Here is a 23,821-nt window from a genome sequence, read left to right as displayed (position 1 = left end):
ATTATTTCCTTATTAAAGCTATTTTAATAAAAAATTAGCTTCTTGTGATTATTAAAAAAACGTATAGATATCCCTATACAAATTAGACGTATTAAAGGATTAAGAGCATATCTCCTTAAGTTTTAAAAAATCTAAATACCCAAATGGAAAACTTTAAATTACTAAAAATAGAAGATTCGTTAAAAAATTCATTGGAAAAAATGAAGTTTACGAAACCAACTCCAATTCAAGCTATGGCAATACCAGTTGCTTTAGAGGGAAAAGATATTTTAGGAACGGCCCAAACAGGAACTGGAAAAACATTAGCTTTTAGTATCCCTTTAATTAATAAATTAATATTAGATAAAAATGCTTTTGCGTTAGTTATGTGCCCAACTAGAGAGCTTGCAACTCAAGTAATGGCTGCAATTAAGAGTATTATTAGCGATAAAATTAATATTAAAACTGCCTTGCTTATTGGTGGAGAGGCAATGCAAAAACAACTTAGACAATTGGGAAACAGATCTAGAATAATTGTTGGAACACCAGGAAGAATTAATGATCACTTAAAAAGAAAAAGCTTAAATTTATCAGCTACTAAATATTTAGTGTTAGATGAAACTGATAGAATGTTGGACATGGGGTTTACTCCTCAAATAGAGTTAATTTTAAAATTTGTTCCAAAGGATCATCAAACCTTATTATTTTCAGCAACATTACCTCAGAATATTGTTAGAATTTCTGAAAGATATCTAAATAAGCCTCAAAGAATTTCAACAGGGTCAACATCAGTTCCTATTGCAAAAATTAAACAAGAAACCCTTCAAGTTTTTAAAGAAAATAAATACGATCAACTAGTAGATCAATTTATAGCAAGAAAAGGATCAATTTTAGTTTTTGTTAAAACTAAAAGAGGTGCTGATAAAATGGTTAAGCGTCTTAAAGAAGAAGGTCATTCAGCTGATGCTATTCACGGAGATCTTCGTCAAAGTAAAAGAGATCGTGTAATTACTTCATTTAGAAAAGGCCTTAAGAGAATATTAATTGCAACAGATGTTGCTGCAAGAGGTTTAGATATTCCGTTAATCCAGCACGTAATAAATTATGACCTTCCACAAGTGCCAGAAGATTATGTTCATAGAATTGGAAGAACTGCTAGAGCAGGAACAGAAGGTTCTGCTTTAACTTTTCTTACACCAGATGATAGGTCGATGTGGAACGAAATTAGTAAATTAATTGATCCGAATTTTAAACCTGCGCCACGTGGAGCAAGAGGAGATTCAAGAAGTGGTAAAAGAGGAAAAGCACCATACAATAAAAAAAGAAAATTCAGAGACGAAAAAAAATCTAGTTATGGAAGATCTAGCTCATCATCAAGAGACGGTGAGAAAAAAAGTTTTGGTTATAAAGGAAAATCTAGTTTTGGAGATAAATCAAAACCATCTAGTTATGGAAGATCTAGTTCATCATCAAGAGATGGAGAGAAAAGTTTTGGTTATAAAGGAAAATCATCTAGCTCATCATCAAGAGACGGTGAGAAAAAAAGTTTTGGTTATAAAGGAAAATCTAGTTTTCGGAGATAAATCAAAACCATCTAGTTATGGAAGATCTAGTTCATCATCAAGAGATGGAGAGAAAAGTTTTGGTTATAAAGGAAAATCATCTAGCTCATCATCAAGAGACGGTGAGAAAAAAAGTTTTGGTTATAAAGGAAAATCTAGTTTTGGAGATAAATCAAAACCATCTAGTTATGGAAGATCTAGTTCATCATCAAGAGATGGAGAGAAAAGTTTTGGTTATAAAGGAAAATCTAGTTTTACTAAAAAAGATGACTCGAAACCAACAGGCTTCACAAATAATCCTAAATATTTTGGAAAAAAAACATCTGAAAGCTCATCGACGAGTGGAGAAAAAAAAAGCTCTAGTTTTGATGGAAAGAAGAAGTTTAAAAGTAGAAGTGACAGACCCAAAAGCTTTACCTTCAAAAAACACAGTCAAAAAAGAGCTAAAGTCTAAGACTTTTTAGATTTCTCTTTTTTATTTTTTCTTTTTTCTTTTAGGCTTAATTTTGGCTTTTTAGCAGTGCTTGAATCTTTAAATGATTTTCCGCTATATCTTTTTGACATATCTTAACCTTATAACAGCTTAACAAAAAAAAAGGCCACCTAAAAAGATGGCCTTTGAATTCTTTTTAAAAAAGAGTGGGATTACATTCTTTTTAAATAGTTCAATAGTTACTGATTTATCTATCTTTTCTTAAAATTGTTCATCACAGTTCATCACTTTTAGCAATGAATTCAAAAGGAACTCAAAAGTATTGAGGTAGATTTACTTATATGAGAAGGTCTAAGTATGAAAAATTATTTTATAATAGCAATCTTAACAGTAATACTTAATACAAATGCATACTCTACTCACAAACCAGAAGAACAATACTTCTCTGGTAATCACTATTCAGTCCCAGGTAGTGATAATTACCAAAAATTAGAAACAGAATTGGTTGATAATAAACTTTCTCAATATGTGCAAAAACAATTAGATAATAGAGACAAAACGGGATTAGTTAATTACTTGTTATATGAAAATGGCAAGATTGTTATCAATAAGAAAAATTATAACGATGCAATTAAAAAAAATAAAAATGTTTTAAGATCAAACTCAATGGGTAAATCTATGATCTCTTATGTTACAGGTCATGCTGTTTGTAAGTATGGTATTGATCTAAATGCCAAAATGAATGATTGGGCTGTTTTAAATAATACTTTGTATGCCGATAACACCTTATTACAATTACTTAATATGACCGCTGGAGACCACCAAATTATTGGTGAAAAGAAATATAAAGGTGATGGATATGTTAAAGGTGATAAAAAAAAAGTTATCAATAACAAAACTGTATTTGAAAGTATGCAATGGTTTCAAGGTACAAAGAAAAAAAAAGAAAACTCTCCCTATAATTACAGTGCAATGTCAACTCATGTTGCAATCAACTATGTGATACACAAAGTTGGTAAAGATTATGAGAAACTATTAAAAGAAATCTTTACTGATCACGTTGGTGTTAAAGACTCTGTGTATTTTGATAAAGTTGAAAGTGGTGTCAGAATTAAAAATCCAGTTTCTATGTGGGCTGAAGGAAAAAAATGGAAATGGGTGTCAAATTATAAACATGGCAGTCAAAGATATACTTTCTTTGCAACTTCAGAGGATTATTTAAGAGTAGCAAAAACAATTTATGATGATTATAATTCTGATAGTTGTATTGGTGACTATTTAAGAAACATCTATGACAACAGAGTTGATAAAAAGAAAAAACAAGATGATACTAAATCTGTATTTGCATATACTAAACAATATGGTGGCCAGTTTCATATGTCTCTTAGGGGTACGAAGAATGTTATATTTGCAATGGATGGTTATGCAGGTCAACAAATATTAATAGATATGACAAGTGGTAGAATTGTTATTGTTCACTCAATCGATCGTCACTACAATTGGCAAAAAATAGTTTATAAAGTAATCAAGAATTAAAAAACCCCCGAAACTTTCATTCCGAGGGTTCTAATTTTGTTTAGTATATGTATCTAGAGTGTTCCCTAGATGGAACCGTATTACATACCCATTCCACCCATGCCGCCCATGCCGCCCATTCCACCAGGCATTCCACCAGGCATTCCACCAGCACCAGAATCTTTGTCATCTGGTTTGTCAGCAATCATGGCTTCAGTAGTTACAAGTAATCCAGCAATCGAAGCTGCATCTTGTAAAGCTGTTCTTACAACTTTAACAGGATCGATGATACCTTTTGCAAACATATCAACATAATCTTCATTCTGAGCATCGTAACCTTGGTTCTTTTTATTTTGTTCAAGTAGTTTTCCAACCACAACTGAACCATCAACTCCAGCATTTAAAGTTATTTGTCTAATAGGAGCTTGTAAAGCTTTGGCCACTAACGTAACTCCAGCTTTTTGATCATCTCCTTTAACTTTAAGTGTCGTTAGACTTTGTGAAGCGTATAAAAGAGCACAACCACCACCAACTACTATTCCTTCTTCAGCAGCAGCTCTAGTTGCGTTAAGAGCATCCTCAACTCTATCTTTTCTTTCTTTAACTTCTACTTCAGTTGCACCACCAACTTTGATTACAGCAACTCCACCAGCAAGTTTTGCTAGTCTTTCTTGAAGTTTTTCTCTGTCATAATCAGAAGTTGTTTCACCTACTTGTTGTTTGATTTGAGCACATCTAGCTTCAATTTCAGATTTTTTACCACTGCCGCTAATAATTGTACTATTATCTTTATCAACTTTAACTCTCTTACAAGATCCAAGATCTGTAAGTTTAACATTTTCAAGTTTAACTCCAATGTCTTCAGAAATAACCTGACCACCAGTTAAAATTGCAATATCATCAAGCATTGATTTTCTTCTATCACCAAAACCAGGTGCTTTAACCGCAACAACTTTTAAACCACCTCTAAGTTTATTTACAACAAGAGTTGCAAGAGCTTCGCCCTCAACATCCTCAGAAATAATCATTAGTGGTCTACCAGCCTGTACAACAGCTTCTAAAAGCGGAACCATTGGTTGTAAGTTAGTTAATTTTTTTTCATGTAATAAGATGAAAGGGTTTTCTAACTCAGTAGTCATTTTATCAGCGTTAGTAATAAAGTATGGTGATAAATAACCTCTATCAAACTGCATACCTTCAACAACGTCTAACTCAGTTTCCACTCCCTTAGCTTCTTCAACAGTAATAACACCTTCATTACCAACTTTTTGCATAGCTTTTGCAATCATGTTGCCAATTTCTTTATCACCATTTGCTGAGATAGTTCCTACTTGAGCAATCTCATCAGTATCTTTTACTTTTTTTGCTGAAGCAATTAAGCTTGCTTTAACATGATCTACTGCTGCATCTATTCCTCTTTTAACATCCATAGGGTTCATGCCAGCCGTTACATATTTTACACCTTCTTTAACAATCGCTTGTGCTAAAATAGTTGCTGTAGTTGTTCCATCACCAGCTTCTTCATTTGTTTTGCTAGCAACTTCCTTAACCATTTGAGCACCCATGTTTTCAAATTTATCTTCAAGATCAATTTCCTTAGCAACAGTAACACCATCTTTAGTAATTCTTGGTGCACCATAAGATTTGTCGATAACAACATTTCTACCTTTTGGTCCAAGAGTAACTTTTACTGTGTTAGCAAGGATATCAACACCTCTTATCATTGCCGCTCTTGCTTCAGAGTCGAATTTTACAATTTTTGCCATTTTATTTTCTCCTTTAAATTAAATTATTTGCTCGAAATACCCATAATGTCAGACTCTTTCATTATGCTATATTCTTTGCTGTCTATTTTGATTTCAGTTCCTGACCATTTGCCAAAAAGAACTTTATCTCCAACTTTCACATCCATTGGAATCAGTTTTCCATCTTCAGTTTTTGCTCCACCACCAACAGCAATTACTTTACCTTCTTGAGGTTTTTCTTGAGCTGTATCAGGGATAATTATTCCTCCAGCAGTTTTTTCACTACTGTTTAAAACTTCTATTAGAACTCTATCGTGTAACGGTTTAAATTTCATAAATTCTCCTTTTATTATGCGTCTCATATAGCTATTAGGCTAACTATTTCAAGAGATGTTAAAAAAAATATGTGGGGCAAAAAACCAGAGAAATTGTATTTTTTATAAGTTATACCTCCCATAATGACTAAGAATTTAAATAACGGTGGATTAAGATCGATTGTAGAGAATTATGATATTTTTTATATCGATTTATGGGGCGTTGTTCATAATGGGATAACTCTTCATAAAAATGCAATTGAAGTTTTAGAAGAAATCGCCAAAGCAAACAAAGACTACGTTCTATTAACTAATGCGCCAAGACCTAATAAAATAGTAAATAATTTTTTAGAAAAAATGGGAATGAACAAAGAAATTAGGGAAAAAGTTTATTCCTCAGGAGAAGCAGCGCTGAATTATTTAAGAAAAAATTCTCTGGAAGAGAAATTTTATCATGTAGGGCCACCAAGAGATTTTGATTTATTTTTAGATTTTAAAAAAAATAAGACTAATGACATTAAAGAAAGTTCATATTTACTCTGCACAGGTTTATTTGAAGAACAAGGTGTAGATTTAAATTATTACAAAGAATTATTCAAAGATCATATTAATAAGAAAATGATATGTACTAACCCAGATTTAATTGTTGATAGAGGTGAAAAAAGAGAATTGTGTGCAGGGTCTGTAGCTCTTGTTTTTGAAAAAATGGGGGGAGAGGTTATTTATTTTGGAAAACCATTTCCTGAGGTTTATAATCAAGCAATTAACAACAAAGGGAAAAGAGTTTTGTCTATTGGTGATAATTTGAATACAGATATTAAAGGAGCCAATCTTTTAAATTATAATTCTTTAATTATATCAAATGGTGTTCATAGAGATGAAATTAAAAAAGAAGGTATAGATGTAATTTCAAAGAAATATGAAGTTGTTGTAAACTTTATTCAAACAGAATTAAAGTGGTAGAATATGAAGTTGTATAAAGACTTTAATATTTCAAAAAATCATAAAAAATCAATTATCCTGATTGGAAATTTTGATGGAGTTCATTTAGGTCATCAAAGATTATTTAAGTTAGCAAATACTTATAAAAAAAAATTTAATTTAAAGATTGGTGTTTTAACATTTGAACCAATGCCTAAAATGTTTTTTAATAAAAACTTTAAAAACTTTAGAATTTCAAATGTAAAACAGAAAAATGTAATTTTAGATAATTTAGGAGTTGATTTTATAATTACTAAAAAATTTGATAAAAAATTCTCTGCAATTAAGTCTGATTTTTTTATTAGAGAAATTTTATCAAAAAAATTAGAAGCTAAATATATATTTGTTAGTAACAACTTTAGATTTGGCAATAAAAGAGAGGGAGATGTTAAGCAATTAATTAAAAATGAAGAAAAATATCATTACAAAATAGTAAAACCACAACCACTAATCTTAAATAAAAAGGTTATCTCCTCAACATATATTCGCTCTCTTTTAGAAAAAGGACAATTAAAAAAAACTAATAAGTTATTAAGTCGAAATTGGTCAATTGAAGGAATTGTTCAAAAGGGAAGGCAGCAAGGAAAAAAAATTGGTTTTCCAACCTGTAATATTGATATTAAGGATTATGTGATTGCGATGCCTGGAGTGTATGCCGCTAAAGTAAAACAAAAAAACTCCAATAAATCACTAAAAGCAATTGCTAATCTTGGTTATAGACCAACTTTTAATCAAAAAAAAATTTTATTAGAAGTGCATATTCTTAATTTTTCTGGAAATCTTTATAATAAGTATTTATCAGTAGAGTTCACAAAGTTTATAAGAAAAGAAAAAAAATTCAAAAACGTTGATCAATTAAAAAAACAAATTCAAAGTGACTTAAAAGTTGCTAAAAAAAGTTAATATGAGCAAAGAAAATATAAATTTACCTAAAACAGCTTTCTCCATGAAGGCAAATTTACAGAATAAAGAACCTGAAATTTTAGAATATTGGAAAAAAATTGATCTTTATAAGGAGTTGAGAAAATCCAATAAGGGTAAAGAGAAATTCATACTTCACGATGGTCCACCATATGCAAATGGTAACATTCACATGGGTACGGCCTTAAATAAGATTTTGAAAGACATAATAGTAAAATTCCATCAGATGGATGGTAAAGATTCTGTATATGTTCCTGGATGGGATTGTCATGGTCTACCTATTGAGTGGAAAATTGAAGAGCAATATAAAAAAAATAAAAAAAATAAAAATGAAGTTCCAATAACTGAATTTAGAAAAGAGTGTAGAGAGTTTGCTCAAAAATGGATTGAAGTTCATAAAACACAATTTAAAAGATTAGGTGTTGTTGGAGATTGGGATAATCATTATGCAACAATGAGTTTTGAGGCAGAAGCTCAAATCGTAAGAGAGTTAGGAAAATTTTTAAAAGAAGGAAGTCTTTATAGAGGTTTTAAACCTGTTCTTTGGTCAACTGTAGAAAAAACAGCTTTAGCAGATGCTGAAGTTGAGTATCAAGATCATAAATCAGATACAATTTATACAGCCTTTCCAGTTAAAAAAACAAATATAAAAGAATTAGAAAATACGGAAATTATTATATGGACAACTACTCCATGGACTATACCTGCAAATAAAGCGTTAGCTTATAACGAAGCCTTAGATTATTTAATAATTGAATTAAATGACGAAGGAGATTTTAAGAATAAAAAAATAGTAGTTGCAGAAGCCCTACTAGAGTCTGTTATCAAAGATTGTGAAATCAAAAGTTACAAAGAAATAAAAAAATTTAAAGGTAAAGATTTTAAAGATACAATTTGTAGTCATCCTTTTTTAGAGCTTGGCTATGATTATGATATCCCAATGCTTGAAGCAAGATTTGTTACAACAGAGCAGGGAACAGGTATTGTTCATTGTGCACCTAGTCATGGTCCTGATGATTTTAATCTGTGTTTAAAGCACGGGATAAAAGCCATAGAGACTGTAGATGGTGATGGTAAATACACTAAAAATCTTCCTTTATTTGAGGGAACTCATATTTTTAAAGCTAACCCAATTGTTATTGAAAAATTAAAAGAACAAAAAAAATTATTATCTAATGGAGAGCTAGTTCATTCGTATCCGCATTCATGGAGATCAAAAGCACCCCTTGTTCATAGAGCAACGCCGCAATGGTTTATTTCAATGGAAAGCCATGGTTTGAGAAAAAAAGCGTTAAAAGCACTTGATGATACTAAATTTTACCCTGACAAAGGTAGAGAAAGAATAAAAGCAATGATTGAAACAAGGCCAGATTGGTGTGTTTCAAGACAAAGAGTTTGGGGAGTTCCGCTTCCAATATTTGTTCATAAAACTACTAAAGAAATTTTAGTAGATGATAATGTAAATGAAAATATTGCCAGCATTTATGAAAAAGAAGGTTCTGATTGTTGGTTTTCTGATAATCCTCAAAGATTTCTAGGGGACAAATATAAAGCAGAAGATTACGAAAAAATAAGTGATATTGTTGAAGTTTGGTTTGATAGTGGGTGCACACATGCATTTGTTTTAGAAAAAAGAGAAGATCTTCAATGGCCAGCATCAATGTATTTAGAAGGCTCTGATCAGCATAGAGGTTGGTTTCATTCGTCACTGTTAGAATCTTGTGGAACGAGAGGTAGAGCGCCTTATGAATCAATATTATCCCATGGGTTTGTTGTAGATGGCAAGGGTCTCAAAATGTCAAAATCTGTAGGAAACGTAATTGCACCTGAGGATATTTTAAAAAAATATGGTGCAGATATTTTAAGAATATGGGTTGCATCATCTAATTATGCTGAAGATTTAAGAATTGATTATTCTATTTTAGAACAACACGCAGATTCATACAGGAAAATTAGAAATACATTTAGATATTTGCTAGGTAACTTAAATGATGATTTCCAAAAAATTGATATGGAAAGTCTAGACATCAAACAATTACCAGAATTAGAGAGATATATGCTTCATAGAGTGTATCAGCTAAATCAAAATTTTAAAAATTATTTTAAATCATACGATTTTCACAATCTCTATAAAGAACTTTTAAATTTTTGCACAGTAGACTTATCATCATTTTATTTTGATATTAGGAAGGATGCTTTATATTGTGACGCAAAAGATTCTGATAGAAGAAAGAGTAGTATAGTTGTTTTAAATATTATTTTAGAATCTTTGGTTAAATGGTTTGCACCAATACTTTCATTTACAACAGAAGAAATTTTTACTCTAATAAACAAAGAGCAAAAAAGTATTCATCTAGAACAATTTATGAAATATCCAGAGTCTTTTCAAGATGAAGAACTGCACAAGAAATGGATGGAGTTAAAAAAAATTAGGGATGTTTGCAATATAAGCATTGAAGCAAAAAGAGCTAGTAAGGAAATAGGATCAAGTTTAGAAGCTAGCTTAGTTATTAATCTAAATAAAAAATTATTTGAAATTTCAAAAAATGTAGATTTTTCAGAAATATGTATTACGTCTTCTGCTTTAATTCATCAATCAAATACAGATGAAACAATTATAGAAACAATTAAAGCTGAAGGAAATAAATGCCCAGTTTGTTGGAAATTCAATAAAATTAAATGTGAGAGGCATTCAAATTAAATAAAAGAGTTGATGAACAAAATTAACTTAAAAAACTTTTATTTAAATTTAGTAATTATATTAATAGTTTTTATATTTGATCGTGCAACAAAGCTATACATCTTAAAACTTGCAGAAGTAGAAACTTCAGTTGATATTTATATCACTCCTTATTTGAACTTATTCTTAATTTGGAACAAAGGAATAGCTTTTGGTTTATTTTCAATAGATGGAAGTATTATTTACAATTTTATCACAATCTTAATTGGTCTTATCATTATTACTATTTTGTTTATGATGTTGAAAAATAATAATATCCAGCGTTACTTTTTTGCATTAATCGCAGGTGGAGCCCTAGGAAATTTTTATGACAGGATAGTTTATACAGCCGTTCCAGATTTTATTGATTTACATTTTTATGGCTTTCATTGGTTTGTTTTTAATGTGGCTGATATATTTATTACTATTGGAGTTTTTTGCCTTATTTTAGTAGAACTTTTCTTTAATAATAAAAATATAAATGAAAAAAACTAATCCATTAATAGCTTCTTTTTTAATACTTATTTTTTTAAACTCTTGTGGAACAATTTCTGAAGGATTGGGAGGAAGTAAAAAAAAAGGAAGCGATGAGTTTTTAGTTGAAAAAAAATCTCCCTTAGTGCTACCTCCAAATTTTGGAGAGCTACCAGAGCCAGGAAAAGAACCCAAAAAAAATATAATATCAGGAAAAAAAGATACTTCTGACATTGAAGATATGATTAATCAAAGCTCTTCTACAAGCACAAACAAGAAAAGTGATGATGCAAAAAATTCTATTGAAGAATCTATTATTAAAAAGATTAATGAAAAAAAAATTAATTTAAACGAAATTACTGACATTAATTTAGATGAATCTGTAGAGGAAGAAAATGAAAAACCAAAAAAAAAATGGTTTTTTAAAAGACTAAAAGATAAATTCAATAATCTTAAGCATTAGAAAAATGATATTTAAAAATTTTTTAAATATCAAAAACTCTAAAATAATAAAAAAAGATTTTCTAAAATTACTAAAAGATCAGCCAGCATTATTTGAAACTCTAAAACCTACATATAAATATAGCTATTCAAAAAGAATAGTTAGAAAATATAAAAAACTATCAAATTTAAGAATAATTGGTATGGGCGGATCAGTTCTTGGATCTGAAGCTATTTACGATTTTTTAAGAATTAAAATCAAAAAAAAAATTACTTTTGTTAATAATTTAAATAGCAATGCAGGTTATTTTGATAATAAAAATATAAATTTAAATTTAATTATTTCTAAATCAGGAAATACATTAGAGACAATAGCTAATGCCAACACATTAATTAATAAAAAAGAAAAAAATATTATTATTACAGAAGCAAAAAATAGTTATCTAACTAATTTAGCAACAAAACTTAAGGCAGAAATATTTGAGCATAAAAATTATGTAGGAGGTAGGTATTCTGTATTGTCAGAAGTTGGAATGTTGCCTGCAGAATTGATGAATTTGGATGAAAAGAAATTTAAGCAATTTAATAACCTTATTAAAAATAAAAATTTTATTAACAATCTAGTAAGTAACGTCTCAACTACGTTAAGCTTAATTAAGAGTGGCAAACAAACATCAATAATTTTAAATTATGACGAACAATCTGAAAATTTATTCAAATGGTATCAACAACTGATAGCTGAAAGCTTAGGAAAAAAATCGCTAGGATTACTACCTGTTGTTTCTTCAATGCCAAAAGATAATCATAGTTTAATGCAACTCTATCTGGATGGACCAAATAAATATTTTTATACTTTTTTTAATGTATTTGAAAATAGAAATATAAAAATTAAGAATGATGGTGTGTTAAATACTCATAAGTTTTTAAAAAACCTATCAATAGAAAAAATAAAACAGTCCCAAATGATTGCTACAGAGAAAGTCTTTATTTCAAAAAAAATACCCTTTAGAAGTTTTAGAATTTTAAAAAGAAATGAACAGTCTCTAGGTGAACTGTTCTGCTTCTTTATATTAGAGACCATTTTACTTGGTCGAGCCTTAAATGTTAATCCTTTTGATCAACCTTCTGTTGAGTTGATAAAAATAGAAACAAAAAGAATCTTAAGTTAAAGTATTTCCAAATATAATTTTTGAAATACCGTAATTTTTTTCTAAAATTAGGTTAAATTCTTTGGGTAGATCATCCTCTTCTTTTTTATGTCTGTGAATAATTATGATGCCATCTGTGTTAAGTAATTCTAATTCAGTTATTGTGTTCAATAGAAAAGATAATTTTTTCTCTTTATAGGGTGGGTCCATAAAAATAATATCAAATTTATCATTTAATAATTTAAGTGTGTTTTTAGAAAAAATATCTTTTTCAATTACTTTTGTTTGATTTTGCTGATTTAGATTGTCTATATTTTTTTTTAAAACACTTAATACATCTGTATAACTCTCCAAAAAGGTAACATTTTTAGCACCTCTAGATAAACATTCGAGACCAAATGATCCAACACCTGAAAATAGATCTAAAATATTGGAACTTTCTAGCTCTATATTCAATAATTTGGAATGTTTTAATATATTGAAAATTGATTCTTTTGTTAAATCTTTAAGAGGTCTTGTTATTTTATCTTTAGGTTGAATAATTTTTTTGCCCTTAAAATTTCCTGAAATTATCCTCATTCATCAATCACCTTATGGCCAATGTCTTTTCTATAGAACCCATCTTTCCAATTAAGGTTTTTAATTAAACTTATAGCTTTATCTCTACTTTTTTTAAAATTTGATGAAAGACTAACAAAATTAATTACCCTTCCACCATTTGAATAAACTTTATCGTTTATTTTTTTTGTACCAGCGTGAAAAAAATAATCATCCTCATCTAGCTTTAGATTTTCAATATTTTCTATTAAAATTTCATTACTATATTTATCAGGATAACCCTTTGAACATAAAACAATGCATAGACTTTTTTTATCATGCCACTCTATATTTATGTTTTTTAGGTTTTTATTGCAGCATGCATTGATAATTTCAAACAAATCTGTTTTCAATTTAGGTAAGATAGTCTGACATTCTGGATCTCCCATTCTTACATTATATTCAATTAAATAAGGTTCATCTTTAACTATCATTAAGCCAGCGTATAAAAATCCTTTATAATTAGATCCCATTTCTTCTAGAGCTTTAATGGTAGGGTTGATTATTTTATTTAATATTTTTTCTTCCAAAGGTTGATTGAGTAGTCTTGATGGTGAGTATGCACCCATTCCACCTGTATTTGCTCCTTTATCACCTTCTAAAACTCTTTTATGATCTTGTGCTGTTTCAAAGCTTTGGATTTCTTTACCATCACTTATAATAAAATAGCTCATTTCTTCACCAACAAGAAATTCTTCAATTAAAATATTTTTTGCTAATCCAAATTTCCCATTAAAAACCTCTTTTATTGCTAAATTTGCATCATCTTTATTTTCACAAATGTAAACACCTTTTCCAGATGCAAGACCATCAGCCTTGACCACGAGTGGAAACTGAGTTTTGTCCAGAAAAGATATTGCATCATTAGCATTTTCAAAAATACCAAACTTAGCAGTTGGTATATTGTGCTTTTCACATATTTTTTTTGTAAATATTTTTGAGCCTTCCAATTGAGAAGAAACTTTATCAGGACCAAAAATATTTATTTCTGTATCCTTAAAGAAATCTACTATTCCATCAACCAAGGGTTTTTCTGGCCCAACAATTAACAAATCAATTTCATTCTTGATTGAAAATTCTTTAATTTTATTAAAGTCTGATAAATCAATTTCAATATTTTCTGCTATATTTGAGGTTCCTGCATTACCAGGAAAGCAGTATATCTTATCAACTCTAGGTGATTTTTTGATGGATAAACATAGAGCATGCTCTCTTCCACCGCTTCCAATTATTCCAACTTTCATATAGATGTATATAAACTAAAAATGAATAAAAAATTAGCAAAATTAAAATATTTACCGAATAACTTTGAAATTATTGAAAATGGCGATCATGTTGTTTGTGCTGTATCAGGAAAATTAATTAGTTTAGAAAATCTTAATTATTGGAATGTTGAGCTTCAAGAGCCATACTTTTCATATGTAGAAGCTCATAAAAAAAAAGAGGCGAACTAAATTCTTACTTCCATCTGTCATGAGACCATATCCATTCACCTGGATTTTTTAAAATTATTTTCTCCAGCCAAATGTTTAATTCTCTAGTAATTTTTTCAGTTGAGGAGTTTTTTGAAAACTCTATAGGTTTTTCAACTTTAATATTAAAATTTACACCATTATGCCTCTCAATAGAAATTGGTACTACTTTACAATTAAATTTTTTTATAAATTGTGCGGGGATCGTTGTAGTGAATGCTTCCTCATTAAAGAATTTAGACTTTATCCCTTGAGAAACTCTCTGATCAATCATTAAGGCTATAGAGTAGCCTTTTTTATATAATCTTAATAATTCTCTAACTCCACCAGTTCCTTTTTTAATTTGTTTTTTGCAAATATATTTTTTTCTAATTCTTTCCATTAATATATTTAAGAAAATATTGTTTAATGGCCGATATATTGCTGATAGATTTACACCAGATTTTTCAATTTCCATTGCCATTAATTCAAAATTACTAAAATGACCAGAAACAAAAATTACTGGGGTTTTTTCAGAGTTTATTTTGTGAAGGATTTCTTTACCTGTAATATTAATATTTGATCTAAATTGATCATTTCTAAAACCTTTAAGAAACATATATTCAGATAATGTTCTTCCATAATTATTCCACATACTTTTTGTAATGATCTTAATTTTGGAGGTATTAATTTTAGGAACAGCTCTTTGAATATTAGTTTTAATGAGATTTTTTGATCTAAAAATTGGACCAAACATTTCAAATAATTTTCCACTGATATGAGATGAAATTTTTAATCCTAAAAATTTATAAATAATAAAAAGAGAGGATATGACTAAAAACTCAAAAAAATATTTAATTTTTTTCATTTAGCTTAAGTAGTTTATTTGTGAGACTTTTTTCATCTGATATATCAAGACTTGATTTAACATAAAAAATTTCATTTCTGTTAAAGTTTTCTAGCCTTAAATAATCTTTTTCAGTAGTTATAATATGTGCATTGAATTTTTTTGCATTAATTATTATTTCATCAAAATCTCTTTTTGAATACTGGTAATGATCTGGATATTCTGAATCACTTACAATCTTTAATTTATTATTTTTTAACATCTCTACAAAAGTTTTGTGATTACCAATACCAGAAAAAACTAAGTAATTTTGATCTTTATCAAATTCACCTATGTTTAACGGTGTATATTTTCCAGAATTAATATTAATATTTGGGTTAATTTTTTTGATTTGATCCTTGATAGCAATTAAACTTTCTTCATTTCCATTTAAAAAAACGTTTTCATAAAATTTCAGGTTATTAATACTCTCTCTTAAAGGTCCTGATGGCAATGTAAGTCCATTTCCAATCCAATTTAGGTTATTAAAACAAACAATTTCCATATTATACTTGATAGAGTTATCTTGAAGTCCGTCATCAAAAATAGCAACCTCAAAACCTTCTGAAATTGCTTCATCAAGCGCAGTAATTCTTTTTAAATTGCTAAATAAAGTTCCATTTTTACTAAGTAGTTTTTGCTCATCTGCTTGGTTAGGGTAAAATTTTTTAATAAAACAAGCTTTGATATTATTTTTATCTAAAATCTCTTTTATTTTGATAGTTAGTGATGTTTTGCCAGTTCCTCCAATATAGATGTTTCCAACACAGATTGTTTTTATTTTTGAATTTGAATATTTAGGTTTTGAATTTATTTTTGCAATTAAACCTATAGTGATTGAAAGAGGTAACAATAAGTAGGAAAAAAATGATGGTTTTTTATAGTCCCAAAATTTAGGTTTTTTTAATTTCATTATTGAATAAACTGTTTATCTCATCTTTAGTTTCATTAAGTATTTTTTTTCCCATTTTTGCAATTTTTAAATAATTTTTTTTGTTATTGGGTTTAGTAATTAATTTGTCTATTGATTGAGTTAAGCTTTTTACTCCATTAACCTTGTAAGCAACCTTTAGTTTATTGAGTAATTTATAGGTATCTTTAAAGTTGTCTACGTTTGGTCCGTACAAAACAGTAGAACCTAAGTTGGTAGGTTCAAGAGGATTTTGACCACCTTTTCCTGATATTGATTTACCCATAAAGACTATATCAGAAGAATGATAAAATTTTTGTGTCTCACCATATGTGTCCACCAAGTAAATATCTGTATTATTTAATTTTTTTGGTTTTGAGCTGTGCAAAACTATATTTAAATCTAAACTTTTAATTTCATTAACTATTTTATTAACACGATGAATATGTCTTGGTATTATTATTGTTAGTAAATTTTTATATTTTTTCTTTAAGTTTATATGAACATCTGCACAAATGATCTCTTCACCAGGATGTGTACTTGAAGCGCACCAAATTTTTTTAAGATTTATGTTTTTTAAAAAAGTATCGTCTAATTTATTTAATTTAGATTGTTGATTATTGAAAAACTTAAGATTTCCTATTTTTTTAATTTTTTTAACATTCAATTTTTTAAGATAATTAAGTGTTTCTTCATTTTGAGGGTAGGCAATTGAAATATTTTGAAAAACTGAGTTTGAGAATTTTTTTACACACCTCCATTTATTAAAAGTTTTTTTTGTAATTCTTGCATTAAGAAGTTTTAATGGAATACTTTTTTTATTAAGAGCCCTGAAGACACTGGGCCAAATTTCAGATTCAACAAATATGGCAATAGTCGGTTTCCAGTAGTTTAAAAATTTATAAGAAAATAAAATTGAGTCTATTGGAAAAAATTGATGAATAGTTTTTTTAAAATTAAATTTCTTAAATATTTGAGCAGAACTTAAGGTTGAAGTAGTTACTAAAATTTGATTTATAGATTTATTTTTTTCAAGTTCTTGAACTAAGGGCAAAATACTTAAAAGCTCACCAACACTTGACCCATGGAACCAAATTAAATTTCCATTGATACGTTTTTTTGATGGAAAACAAAATTTCTCTTTATATCTTTTTTTATCTTCTTTTTTTTTTAAAATTCTAAAAAATATAATTAATGGGGAAAATATTAACAGTATGATTATTAATATTTGATATAAAAAAAACATTACCCTTTTCGAATTTGTTTTTCGTAGAAATTTTTGTAAAGTTCTGAACTATTTAATAATTCATCGTGTTTGCCGTTTGCAACAACATTACCTGCATCAATTATGTAAATTTGATCTGAGTTTAGAATTGTTGATAATCTATGAGCTATTACAACGGTAGTTCTATCTTTAGTTAATATTTTTAAAGCTTCTTGAATTTTGCTTTCTGTTTCGGCATCTAGTGAAGAGGTTGCTTCATCTAAAAGAATTATTGGACTTTTTTTAATCATGGCTCGAGCTATGGATAATCTTTGCTTTTCTCCACCTGATAATCTAATTCCATTTTCACCTATTATGGTTTCATATTTTTTAGGTAATTTTTCTATAAACTCGTGTGCATAAGAAAATTTTGCTGCCTCAATAATCTCTTCATCTGAGACATCTTTTTTTGCATATTTAATATTATTTTTTATTGTGTCATCAAATAAAGTTGTATCTTGGCTTACAAGAGAGATTTTATCTCTTAGGGATTTAATTTTTATCTTGTATATAGACTGATTATCAATCTGGATATCTCCTGATTGCACATCATAAAATCTTGGTATTAAATTCAAAATTGTTGATTTTCCCGAACCACTATGCCCAACCAATGAAGTCATTTTTCCACCAGTTATATTCAGGTTTATATTCTTTAAAACATCTTTTTCATCCGCAACATACCTAAAGTTAATATTATTAAAACTAATATTAGAATTGGTAATATTAATATCTTTAGCCCCCTCATAATCAGCAATTTTATTTCGACTATCAATAATGGGTAGAATTCTATTAGCTGCAGATAGCCCCTGTTTTAATATCATATTCATTGTTGATAGAGATCTTACTGGTTGATACGCAAGCATCATTGCAGCAAGAAAAGAGAAAAAATTTCCTATTTCAATCTCATTATTAAGAGCTAATTTTCCAGAATAAAATATTAAAATTGCAATCATTATTCCAGTCAAGGTTTCCATAATTGGTGATAGCCTTACAAACACAGTATTGATTTTAATATTTTTTTCTTTTAGCTGATCTAAATGACCATCTGTTCTTTTGCTTTCATAATCTTCTCTTTGAAAAATTTTAATTAATTTATGATTTTTAAATAATTCAATTAAATGTGTATTTAAAAAACCAGATTTTTCTTGTGCTTCTGTAACAACTTTCCCAATTCTTTTACCGAGGGTTTTTGACGCCATACCAGCTATAGGTATCATAATTATTGCAATCAATGATAATTTCCAATTTTGATAAAACATCACAAATAATAATCCAAGCAGAGTTAAGCTATCTTTGAATAAACTTAAAATGGCTGTACTGAGCATGTTGGTAATATGATTTACATCATAAGTAAGATTTGAAATAAATTTTCCAGAATGTTTTTGATCTATTAGCTGTGTATCTGCATTGATTAAAGATTTTACCATTTGGGACTGAAGAATTTTTTTAATTTCTTCAGCAACTCTAATCATAATTGCTTTTGCAAAATAAAGAGCAAATCCTTTAATGGTAAAAGCTACAATTATTAATAAAGGAATTACAAATATTAGTGACTGATCTTTTTCAACAAATATTTTTTTAATTGCAGGATCCAAAAGCCAAGCTATTGCAGAAGTACTTGCTGCCACAAGGACACCAAAAAAAACAGATATCAATATTTTATTAATATATTTTTTTGAATAATCTTTATAAAGTCTTTTATAAATTTCTGAATTATTCATTAAAGCTTTCCAACTAAAATATTACAAAAAATTAGAAGACCAACTAAATTATTACTTTTAAAAACTTTTAAGCACATGGAAGGGTTTTTTGAGTTAAAAAATTTAATTTGGTAAAAAAATAAGTGAGCAATTGTTATTAACAAGCTTGTATAAAAAAAGTAATTATAATTCATCATATAGCCCACAGTTAAAATAGAGAAAATTAGAAAAACATAACATGTAGATACAAAGTTTTTTGGTTTTTTTTTGAATTTTATTGAAGTTGATTTTACACCTATAATTTCGTCATCTTTAATATCTTGAAACCCATATACTGTGTCGTACCCTAGTGTCCAAAATATGGCTCCAAGATAAAAGATAATAGCAACAGTATTTATTTCACCCTGTATCGAAGTCCACCCTAAAACCAAACCATAATTAAATGTTATTCCTAAAAATAATTGAGGCCAATAAGTAAATCTTTTCATTAAAGGATATGTGAAGGCTAAAGGCATAGATCCTAGTGCAAGCAAGATTGTTAAGTTATTAAAGTTAATTAAAACTAAAAATGCGATTAGACATAAAATTAAAGTATAAAATATTCCTAATTTTATTGAAACTTGATTGGACGCAATAGGCCTATTTTTTGTTCTTGAAACTTTTTTGTCAAATTCTTTATCAGAAATATCATTTACAATGCATCCTGCAGAACGCATTAGAACTGATCCTAAAAAAAACAATGATAAGTAAAAAAAATAATCATTTAAGTTTTTTGAAAAATCATAAGCAAGAGTTAGTCCCCATGCACAAGGCCAAAATAATAACATATAGCCAATAGGTCTTTTTAGTCTTGTTAGCTCGATAAAAAGATTTAATTGTTTCATAATAATTTACTTGTAAATAACAAAGGCTAGTTTCATAATCAAATTGATTCGTATGAATATAGATTACACAGTTACAGCATTGATGTTTCCTGCCATTCCTTTATTGATGAGCGTATATAGCAACAGATTTCATTCTTTGAGTAAGCTTATTAGGCAACTTCATGATGAACATGTATATGAAAGTCACATTCCGCCAGAGTGGAAAAAACAGTTTATAAATTTAAGTGGAAGAATTGTTCTTTTAAAATGGACTATCATGTTTGCTGCATTTGGTTTCTTATTTAATATGTTGACTGTGTTTGCCCTTTATTTAAATGAAATTTTTGCTGCAAGAATAATCTTTGGATCTTGTTGTTTATCGATGATGATTTCAATTGTTGTTTTTATGAGAGAAATTCAAGTTTCAACAAATGCATTAAAATTGCATATGTCCGATATGGATGTTGATTTAGATTAATTAGGAATAATAACTGCAGGACCAGTTAGTAGTCTTGCTTCTAATTCTTTATGTGCTTTTTTAGCATCATCAAGTGAATATCTTTTAGAAATTTCAACTTTAAATTTCCCAGACAAAATTGCATCAAAAACTTTTTTAGCTGATTCAACTAACTCTTCTCTTGTCATTGTGTAATGTGCAATTGAAGGACGAGTAAAAAATAATCCTTTTGCATTAATATGTTTTTTAACATCTATAGTATCAACGTACCCTGATGCGTTACCAAAAGCGACCATCATGCCTCTAACCTTTAAGGTTTCAATTGATCCATCAAATGTTTTAATACCAACACCATCATAGACAACATCAACTCCATTTTTACCTGCAATTTTTTCCACCTCTTCAACAAAGTTTGTATCAGTATAATTTATCACATGATGACAGCCATTTTTTTTAGCAATAGCTTCTTTTTCTTTAGAGCCAACCGTTCCAATAACTTCAGCTCCCAATGCATTAGCCCACTGACATAATATTTGGCCAACACCACCAGCAGCTGCATGGTATAAAACTTTGTCACCTTTTTTAATTGGATAAGCTCTGTGTAATAAATATTCTGAAGTTATTCCTTTAAGCATAATACAAGATGCAATTTCATCTGAGATACCTTCTGGAACTAAAACTAATTTTTCTTGAGGAAATAATTGTTTTTCTGAATAACTTCCAATTGGCGTTGAAGAGTGAGCCACTCTATCGCCAACTTTAAATAGATCAACTTCTGAACCAACTTCTTCAATTATTCCACATGCCTCTAGGCCAATTCCACTTGGAAGAGGAATAGGGTACAAACCTGTTCGGTGATAAACATCGATATAGTTAAGACCAATGGATAGATTTTTTATAAGAACTTCTTTTGGACCTGGTTTACCGATTTCAATATCTTTAACTTCTAAAGTTTCGGGACCACCAAATTTTTCTATTTTAATTGTTTTCATTATTTTACAAATGTACCATTATGATAATCTTGCACTGCTTGCAAGATCTCAGCTTTAGTATTCATTACAAATGGACCCCCTCTAGCAATAGGCTCACCAATAGGCTTTCCAGATATTAATAAAAACTTGGCTTTAGTTAAGCTAGATACTTTTAATTTTTCACCTCTGGTCAGAATAATTAAAGTAGAGTTTTTAGCTTGGTCATGGTTTTGATCTCCAACCTTGATTTCTCCATCAATTAAGTAAATTAAAGAATTATGTGTTGAGGGAAGATCAAAATTAAACTCTTTACCCTCTTCAATCTCTACATCAAAGTAAACGGGTTCAACGTTATGGCCCTTAACAGGTCCTTCTGCATTTTCAAACTTTCCTGCAATTACTTTAACTGTTTTTTCATTATCTTTATGAGTGCTCATTTTATCTGCATCAATATAAATGTATTCAGGTTTGTTCATTTTTAATTTTGCTGGCATATTTACCCACAATTGAAACCCATGTAGCTTACCTTCGGTCATTGCAGGCATTTCTGAATGAATTATTCCACCACCAGTTTTCATCCACTGAACATCCCCTGAAGACATTCTACCTTTAGCACCAGTACTATCCTCATGTTCAAATTCGCCACTTAACATATAAGTTACTGTTTCAATTCCTCTGTGAGGGTGAGGAGGGAAACCACCAATGTAATCATCTTTATTTTCAGAACCAAATTCATCCAGCATTAAAAAAGGATCATGATAATCAATAAGATGAGTGCCAATACTTCTCTTTAATTTAACACCAGCACCATCTGATGCTGCAACTGGTTCTATGATTTTTTCTACTTCAATATTATTCATTTCTATCCTCTATTTATTGATTTGCTTATTATTTATAACTCCACCAAATGACACACCAGATAGCTCGCTCATTTCTTTTTTCCACGTTGTTAAGTCATTTATAGAAAGTTTATTAAGATGATCATGTCCGCATGCTCTTGCTAATATTTTCATTAGATCTACAGATGCATTAAAAAATCTAGTTAGTCTTGCAGAAGATTCGTCAATATTTAATTTTTTTCTAAGTTCTGGTTTTTGAGTGGCAATACCAGCGGGGCAATTATTTGTATTACACATTCTAGCACCAACACATCCTATTGCTTGCATAGCTGAGTTGGAGATTGCAATACCGTCTGCTCCAAGAGCAAGTGCTTTTACAAAATCTGCAGAAGTTCTTAATCCACCTGTTATAATTAATGATACATGGTCATAACCTTTTTTATCTAAGTAATTTCTAGCTCTTGCTAAGGCTGGAATCGTAGGAACAGAAATATTATCTCTAAATATTAAAGGAGCAGCCCCGGTTCCACCACCACGCCCATCAAGAATAATATAATCAGCACTAGCACTTACTGCAAATTCAATGTCACCTTCTATATGTTGAGCAGATAATTTAAATCCTATTGGAATACCACCAGTTAACTCTCTAACTCTGTTTGAGAATTTTAAAAAATCATCAACTGTTGTCAGGTCTTTGAAAGTAGAAGGGGAGATAGCATCTTCACCTTCTGGAATTTGTCTTACCTCAGATATTTTACCTTTAACTTTGTTCCCTGGTAAATGTCCGCCTGTTCCAGTTTTTGCAGCTTGACCACCTTTAAAATGAAAAGCTTGAATATTTTTTAACTTATCTTCTGAATAACCAAATTTAGCAGAAGCAAGTTCATAAAAATACTTTGAATTGTTTTTTTGCTCTTCTAAAAGCATTCCACCTTCTCCCGAACAAATTCCTGTACCAGCACCCTCAGCACCTTTTGCTAGAGCAATTTTTGCCTCCTCTGATAGTGCACCAAAACTCATGTCAGATACAAAAATTGGAATCTTTAACGTTAGAGGTTTTTTTGAGTTTTTACCTATAATAATATCTGTCCCAACTTTATCGTTATCTAGAAGAGGTTTCTTTGCTAGTTGGGCTGTAAGTATTTGAATATCTTCCCATCTTGGTAGGTCTTTAGAGGGAACACCCATTGCTCCCATTTCTCCATGATGACCAAGTTTTGTTAAACCATTTTTTGCAAGCTCATGGATGTATGCAAGATGTGGCTCTTCTTCTGTACTCGTTATTTCATTAGTGCTTAAAACTTCTTCTGATTTATTAATTTGATCAGAGGTAAAATTTTTATGCGTACCATCACAATAAGGTTTGGTGCTACTATGTTTACACATACAAAGATAAGCATCACCAGTTTCTTCAGCTTTAAAATTTATAGGCTCAAATGAAGTACCAGCATGAGACCAATCACAAAATGGTTGGTTTTTAGATTTTCCACAAGTACAAAACATGTATTCTTCATTTTGTACTAGTTCTACTTTTTTAGGTTTGTTATCTGCTATAGTTGGCTTGTCCATTAATACCCTTACTCTAATAAATTAAATCTTAAAATAATATGTAATTTTTTATAAGTGTCTTAATTTAAAGCAACAAGACACT

The 23,821-nt window shown here is 29.2% G+C and carries 23 protein-coding genes; 11 read left to right on the top strand and 12 right to left on the bottom strand.

Annotated elements, in window-relative coordinates; translation table 11 throughout:
* Positions 1-143 precede the first annotated feature (143 nt).
* From ABXT72_RS06255 to ABXT72_RS06245, 3 genes are all read left to right on the top strand, one after another.
* Positions 144-1,562 carry a DEAD/DEAH box helicase gene (locus ABXT72_RS06255; protein WP_415278087.1) on the top strand — a complete coding sequence of 473 codons (1,419 nt, stop codon included), beginning with the start codon at positions 144-146 and terminating at the stop codon, positions 1,560-1,562.
* Positions 1,528-1,995 carry a hypothetical protein gene (locus ABXT72_RS06250; protein ID WP_415278086.1) on the top strand — a complete coding sequence of 156 codons (468 nt, stop codon included), beginning with the start codon at positions 1,528-1,530 and terminating at the stop codon, positions 1,993-1,995. The genes ABXT72_RS06255 and ABXT72_RS06250 overlap by 35 nt, the downstream gene beginning before the upstream one ends.
* 336 nt (positions 1,996-2,331) lie before the next feature.
* Complete coding sequence (locus ABXT72_RS06245) at positions 2,332-3,510, top strand: serine hydrolase (RefSeq protein WP_415278085.1); 1,179 nt, start codon at positions 2,332-2,334, stop codon at positions 3,508-3,510.
* 80 nt (positions 3,511-3,590) lie between these two features.
* Here ABXT72_RS06245 and groL read toward each other — a convergent pair whose 3' ends face one another.
* Entirely contained in the window at positions 3,591-5,255 is a 1,665-nt protein-coding gene (gene groL / locus ABXT72_RS06240; protein ID WP_271492595.1) for a chaperonin GroEL, read from the bottom strand.
* Between the two features lie 23 nt (positions 5,256-5,278).
* The gene (gene groES / locus ABXT72_RS06235) at positions 5,279-5,569 is read right to left on the bottom strand and encodes a co-chaperone GroES (protein ID WP_415278084.1); all 291 of its coding nucleotides are present in this window, start codon (positions 5,567-5,569) and stop codon (positions 5,279-5,281) included.
* Between the two features lie 123 nt (positions 5,570-5,692).
* Here groES and ABXT72_RS06230 point away from each other — a divergent pair, with 123 nt between their 5' ends.
* The 6 genes from ABXT72_RS06230 to ABXT72_RS06205 are packed head-to-tail and all read left to right on the top strand — an operon-like array spanning position 5,693 to position 12,253.
* Positions 5,693-6,511: a TIGR01459 family HAD-type hydrolase gene (locus ABXT72_RS06230; protein WP_415278083.1), complete on the top strand. Its 819-nt coding sequence runs from the start codon at positions 5,693-5,695 to the stop codon at positions 6,509-6,511.
* A gap of 3 nt (positions 6,512-6,514) precedes the next feature.
* A complete protein-coding gene (locus ABXT72_RS06225) occupies positions 6,515-7,432 on the top strand; it encodes a bifunctional riboflavin kinase/FAD synthetase (RefSeq protein ID WP_415278082.1) in 918 nt (305 codons plus the stop codon).
* Between the two features lies 1 nt (position 7,433).
* Positions 7,434-10,151 (top strand): isoleucine--tRNA ligase, encoded by a 2,718-nt coding sequence (gene ileS / locus ABXT72_RS06220; protein WP_415278081.1) that lies wholly within the window; start codon positions 7,434-7,436, stop codon positions 10,149-10,151.
* A gap of 12 nt (positions 10,152-10,163) precedes the next feature.
* Positions 10,164-10,664 (top strand): signal peptidase II, encoded by a 501-nt coding sequence (gene lspA / locus ABXT72_RS06215; protein ID WP_415278080.1) that lies wholly within the window; start codon positions 10,164-10,166, stop codon positions 10,662-10,664.
* Positions 10,651-11,106 carry a DUF3035 domain-containing protein gene (locus ABXT72_RS06210; RefSeq protein ID WP_415278079.1) on the top strand — a complete coding sequence of 152 codons (456 nt, stop codon included), beginning with the start codon at positions 10,651-10,653 and terminating at the stop codon, positions 11,104-11,106. The genes lspA and ABXT72_RS06210 overlap by 14 nt, the downstream gene beginning before the upstream one ends.
* A 4-nt stretch (positions 11,107-11,110) precedes the next feature.
* Entirely contained in the window at positions 11,111-12,253 is a 1,143-nt protein-coding gene (locus ABXT72_RS06205; RefSeq protein ID WP_415278078.1) for a glucose-6-phosphate isomerase, read from the top strand.
* Here the strand turns inward: ABXT72_RS06205 and rsmD are convergent.
* A complete protein-coding gene (rsmD, locus tag ABXT72_RS06200; protein WP_415278077.1) occupies positions 12,245-12,811 on the bottom strand; it encodes a 16S rRNA (guanine(966)-N(2))-methyltransferase RsmD in 567 nt (188 codons plus the stop codon). The genes ABXT72_RS06205 and rsmD overlap by 9 nt on opposite strands.
* A complete protein-coding gene (purD, locus tag ABXT72_RS06195) occupies positions 12,808-14,073 on the bottom strand; it encodes a phosphoribosylamine--glycine ligase (RefSeq protein ID WP_415278076.1) in 1,266 nt (421 codons plus the stop codon). The genes rsmD and purD overlap by 4 nt, the downstream gene beginning before the upstream one ends.
* A 21-nt stretch (positions 14,074-14,094) precedes the next feature.
* On the opposite strand from purD, the gene ABXT72_RS06190 reads away from it, so the two are divergent.
* The gene (locus tag ABXT72_RS06190) at positions 14,095-14,283 is read left to right on the top strand and encodes a DUF2093 domain-containing protein (RefSeq protein WP_271564347.1); all 189 of its coding nucleotides are present in this window, start codon (positions 14,095-14,097) and stop codon (positions 14,281-14,283) included.
* Between the two features lie 4 nt (positions 14,284-14,287).
* Here ABXT72_RS06190 and ABXT72_RS06185 read toward each other — a convergent pair whose 3' ends face one another.
* From ABXT72_RS06185 to ubiA, 5 genes are read right to left on the bottom strand one after another with little or no spacing between them, the layout of a single operon-like run.
* Positions 14,288-15,148, bottom strand: a complete 861-nt coding sequence (locus tag ABXT72_RS06185; RefSeq protein WP_415278075.1) for a lysophospholipid acyltransferase family protein — start codon at positions 15,146-15,148, stop codon at positions 14,288-14,290.
* On the bottom strand, positions 15,135-16,079 hold the full coding sequence (gene lpxK, locus ABXT72_RS06180) for a tetraacyldisaccharide 4'-kinase (protein ID WP_415278074.1): 945 nt from the start codon (positions 16,077-16,079) through the stop codon (positions 15,135-15,137). The genes ABXT72_RS06185 and lpxK overlap by 14 nt, the downstream gene beginning before the upstream one ends.
* Positions 16,060-17,322: a 3-deoxy-D-manno-octulosonic acid transferase gene (locus ABXT72_RS06175; RefSeq protein WP_415278073.1), complete on the bottom strand. Its 1,263-nt coding sequence runs from the start codon at positions 17,320-17,322 to the stop codon at positions 16,060-16,062. Before ABXT72_RS06175 ends, lpxK begins: the two co-directional genes overlap by 20 nt.
* A complete protein-coding gene (locus tag ABXT72_RS06170; RefSeq protein WP_415278072.1) occupies positions 17,322-19,061 on the bottom strand; it encodes an ABC transporter ATP-binding protein in 1,740 nt (579 codons plus the stop codon). The genes ABXT72_RS06175 and ABXT72_RS06170 overlap by 1 nt, the downstream gene beginning before the upstream one ends.
* Complete coding sequence (gene ubiA, locus ABXT72_RS06165; protein ID WP_415278071.1) at positions 19,061-19,924, bottom strand: 4-hydroxybenzoate octaprenyltransferase; 864 nt, start codon at positions 19,922-19,924, stop codon at positions 19,061-19,063. Before ubiA ends, ABXT72_RS06170 begins: the two co-directional genes overlap by 1 nt.
* A 52-nt stretch (positions 19,925-19,976) precedes the next feature.
* Here ubiA and ABXT72_RS06160 point away from each other — a divergent pair, with 52 nt between their 5' ends.
* A complete protein-coding gene (locus ABXT72_RS06160) occupies positions 19,977-20,381 on the top strand; it encodes a DUF2721 domain-containing protein (protein ID WP_168607110.1) in 405 nt (134 codons plus the stop codon).
* Here ABXT72_RS06160 and ABXT72_RS06155 read toward each other — a convergent pair.
* Genes ABXT72_RS06155 through ABXT72_RS06145 form a run of 3 tightly spaced genes read right to left on the bottom strand, consistent with a single transcriptional unit; the run spans position 20,378 to position 23,739 of the window.
* Entirely contained in the window at positions 20,378-21,352 is a 975-nt protein-coding gene (locus ABXT72_RS06155; protein ID WP_415278070.1) for a quinone oxidoreductase family protein, read from the bottom strand. The two genes, ABXT72_RS06160 and ABXT72_RS06155, sit on opposite strands and share 4 nt — an antisense overlap.
* A complete protein-coding gene (locus tag ABXT72_RS06150; RefSeq protein WP_415278069.1) occupies positions 21,352-22,191 on the bottom strand; it encodes a pirin family protein in 840 nt (279 codons plus the stop codon). The genes ABXT72_RS06155 and ABXT72_RS06150 overlap by 1 nt, the downstream gene beginning before the upstream one ends.
* A gap of 9 nt (positions 22,192-22,200) precedes the next feature.
* Complete coding sequence (locus ABXT72_RS06145; protein WP_415278068.1) at positions 22,201-23,739, bottom strand: glutamate synthase-related protein; 1,539 nt, start codon at positions 23,737-23,739, stop codon at positions 22,201-22,203.
* Positions 23,740-23,821 lie beyond the last annotated feature (82 nt).

The sequence above is a fragment of the Candidatus Pelagibacter sp. Uisw_094 genome, from assembly GCF_047729535.1.
GTDB lineage: Bacteria > Pseudomonadota > Alphaproteobacteria > Pelagibacterales > Pelagibacteraceae > Pelagibacter.
The sequence above is the reverse complement of the archived record's forward strand: the minus strand, read 5'-3'. Positions and strand labels throughout refer to the sequence as shown.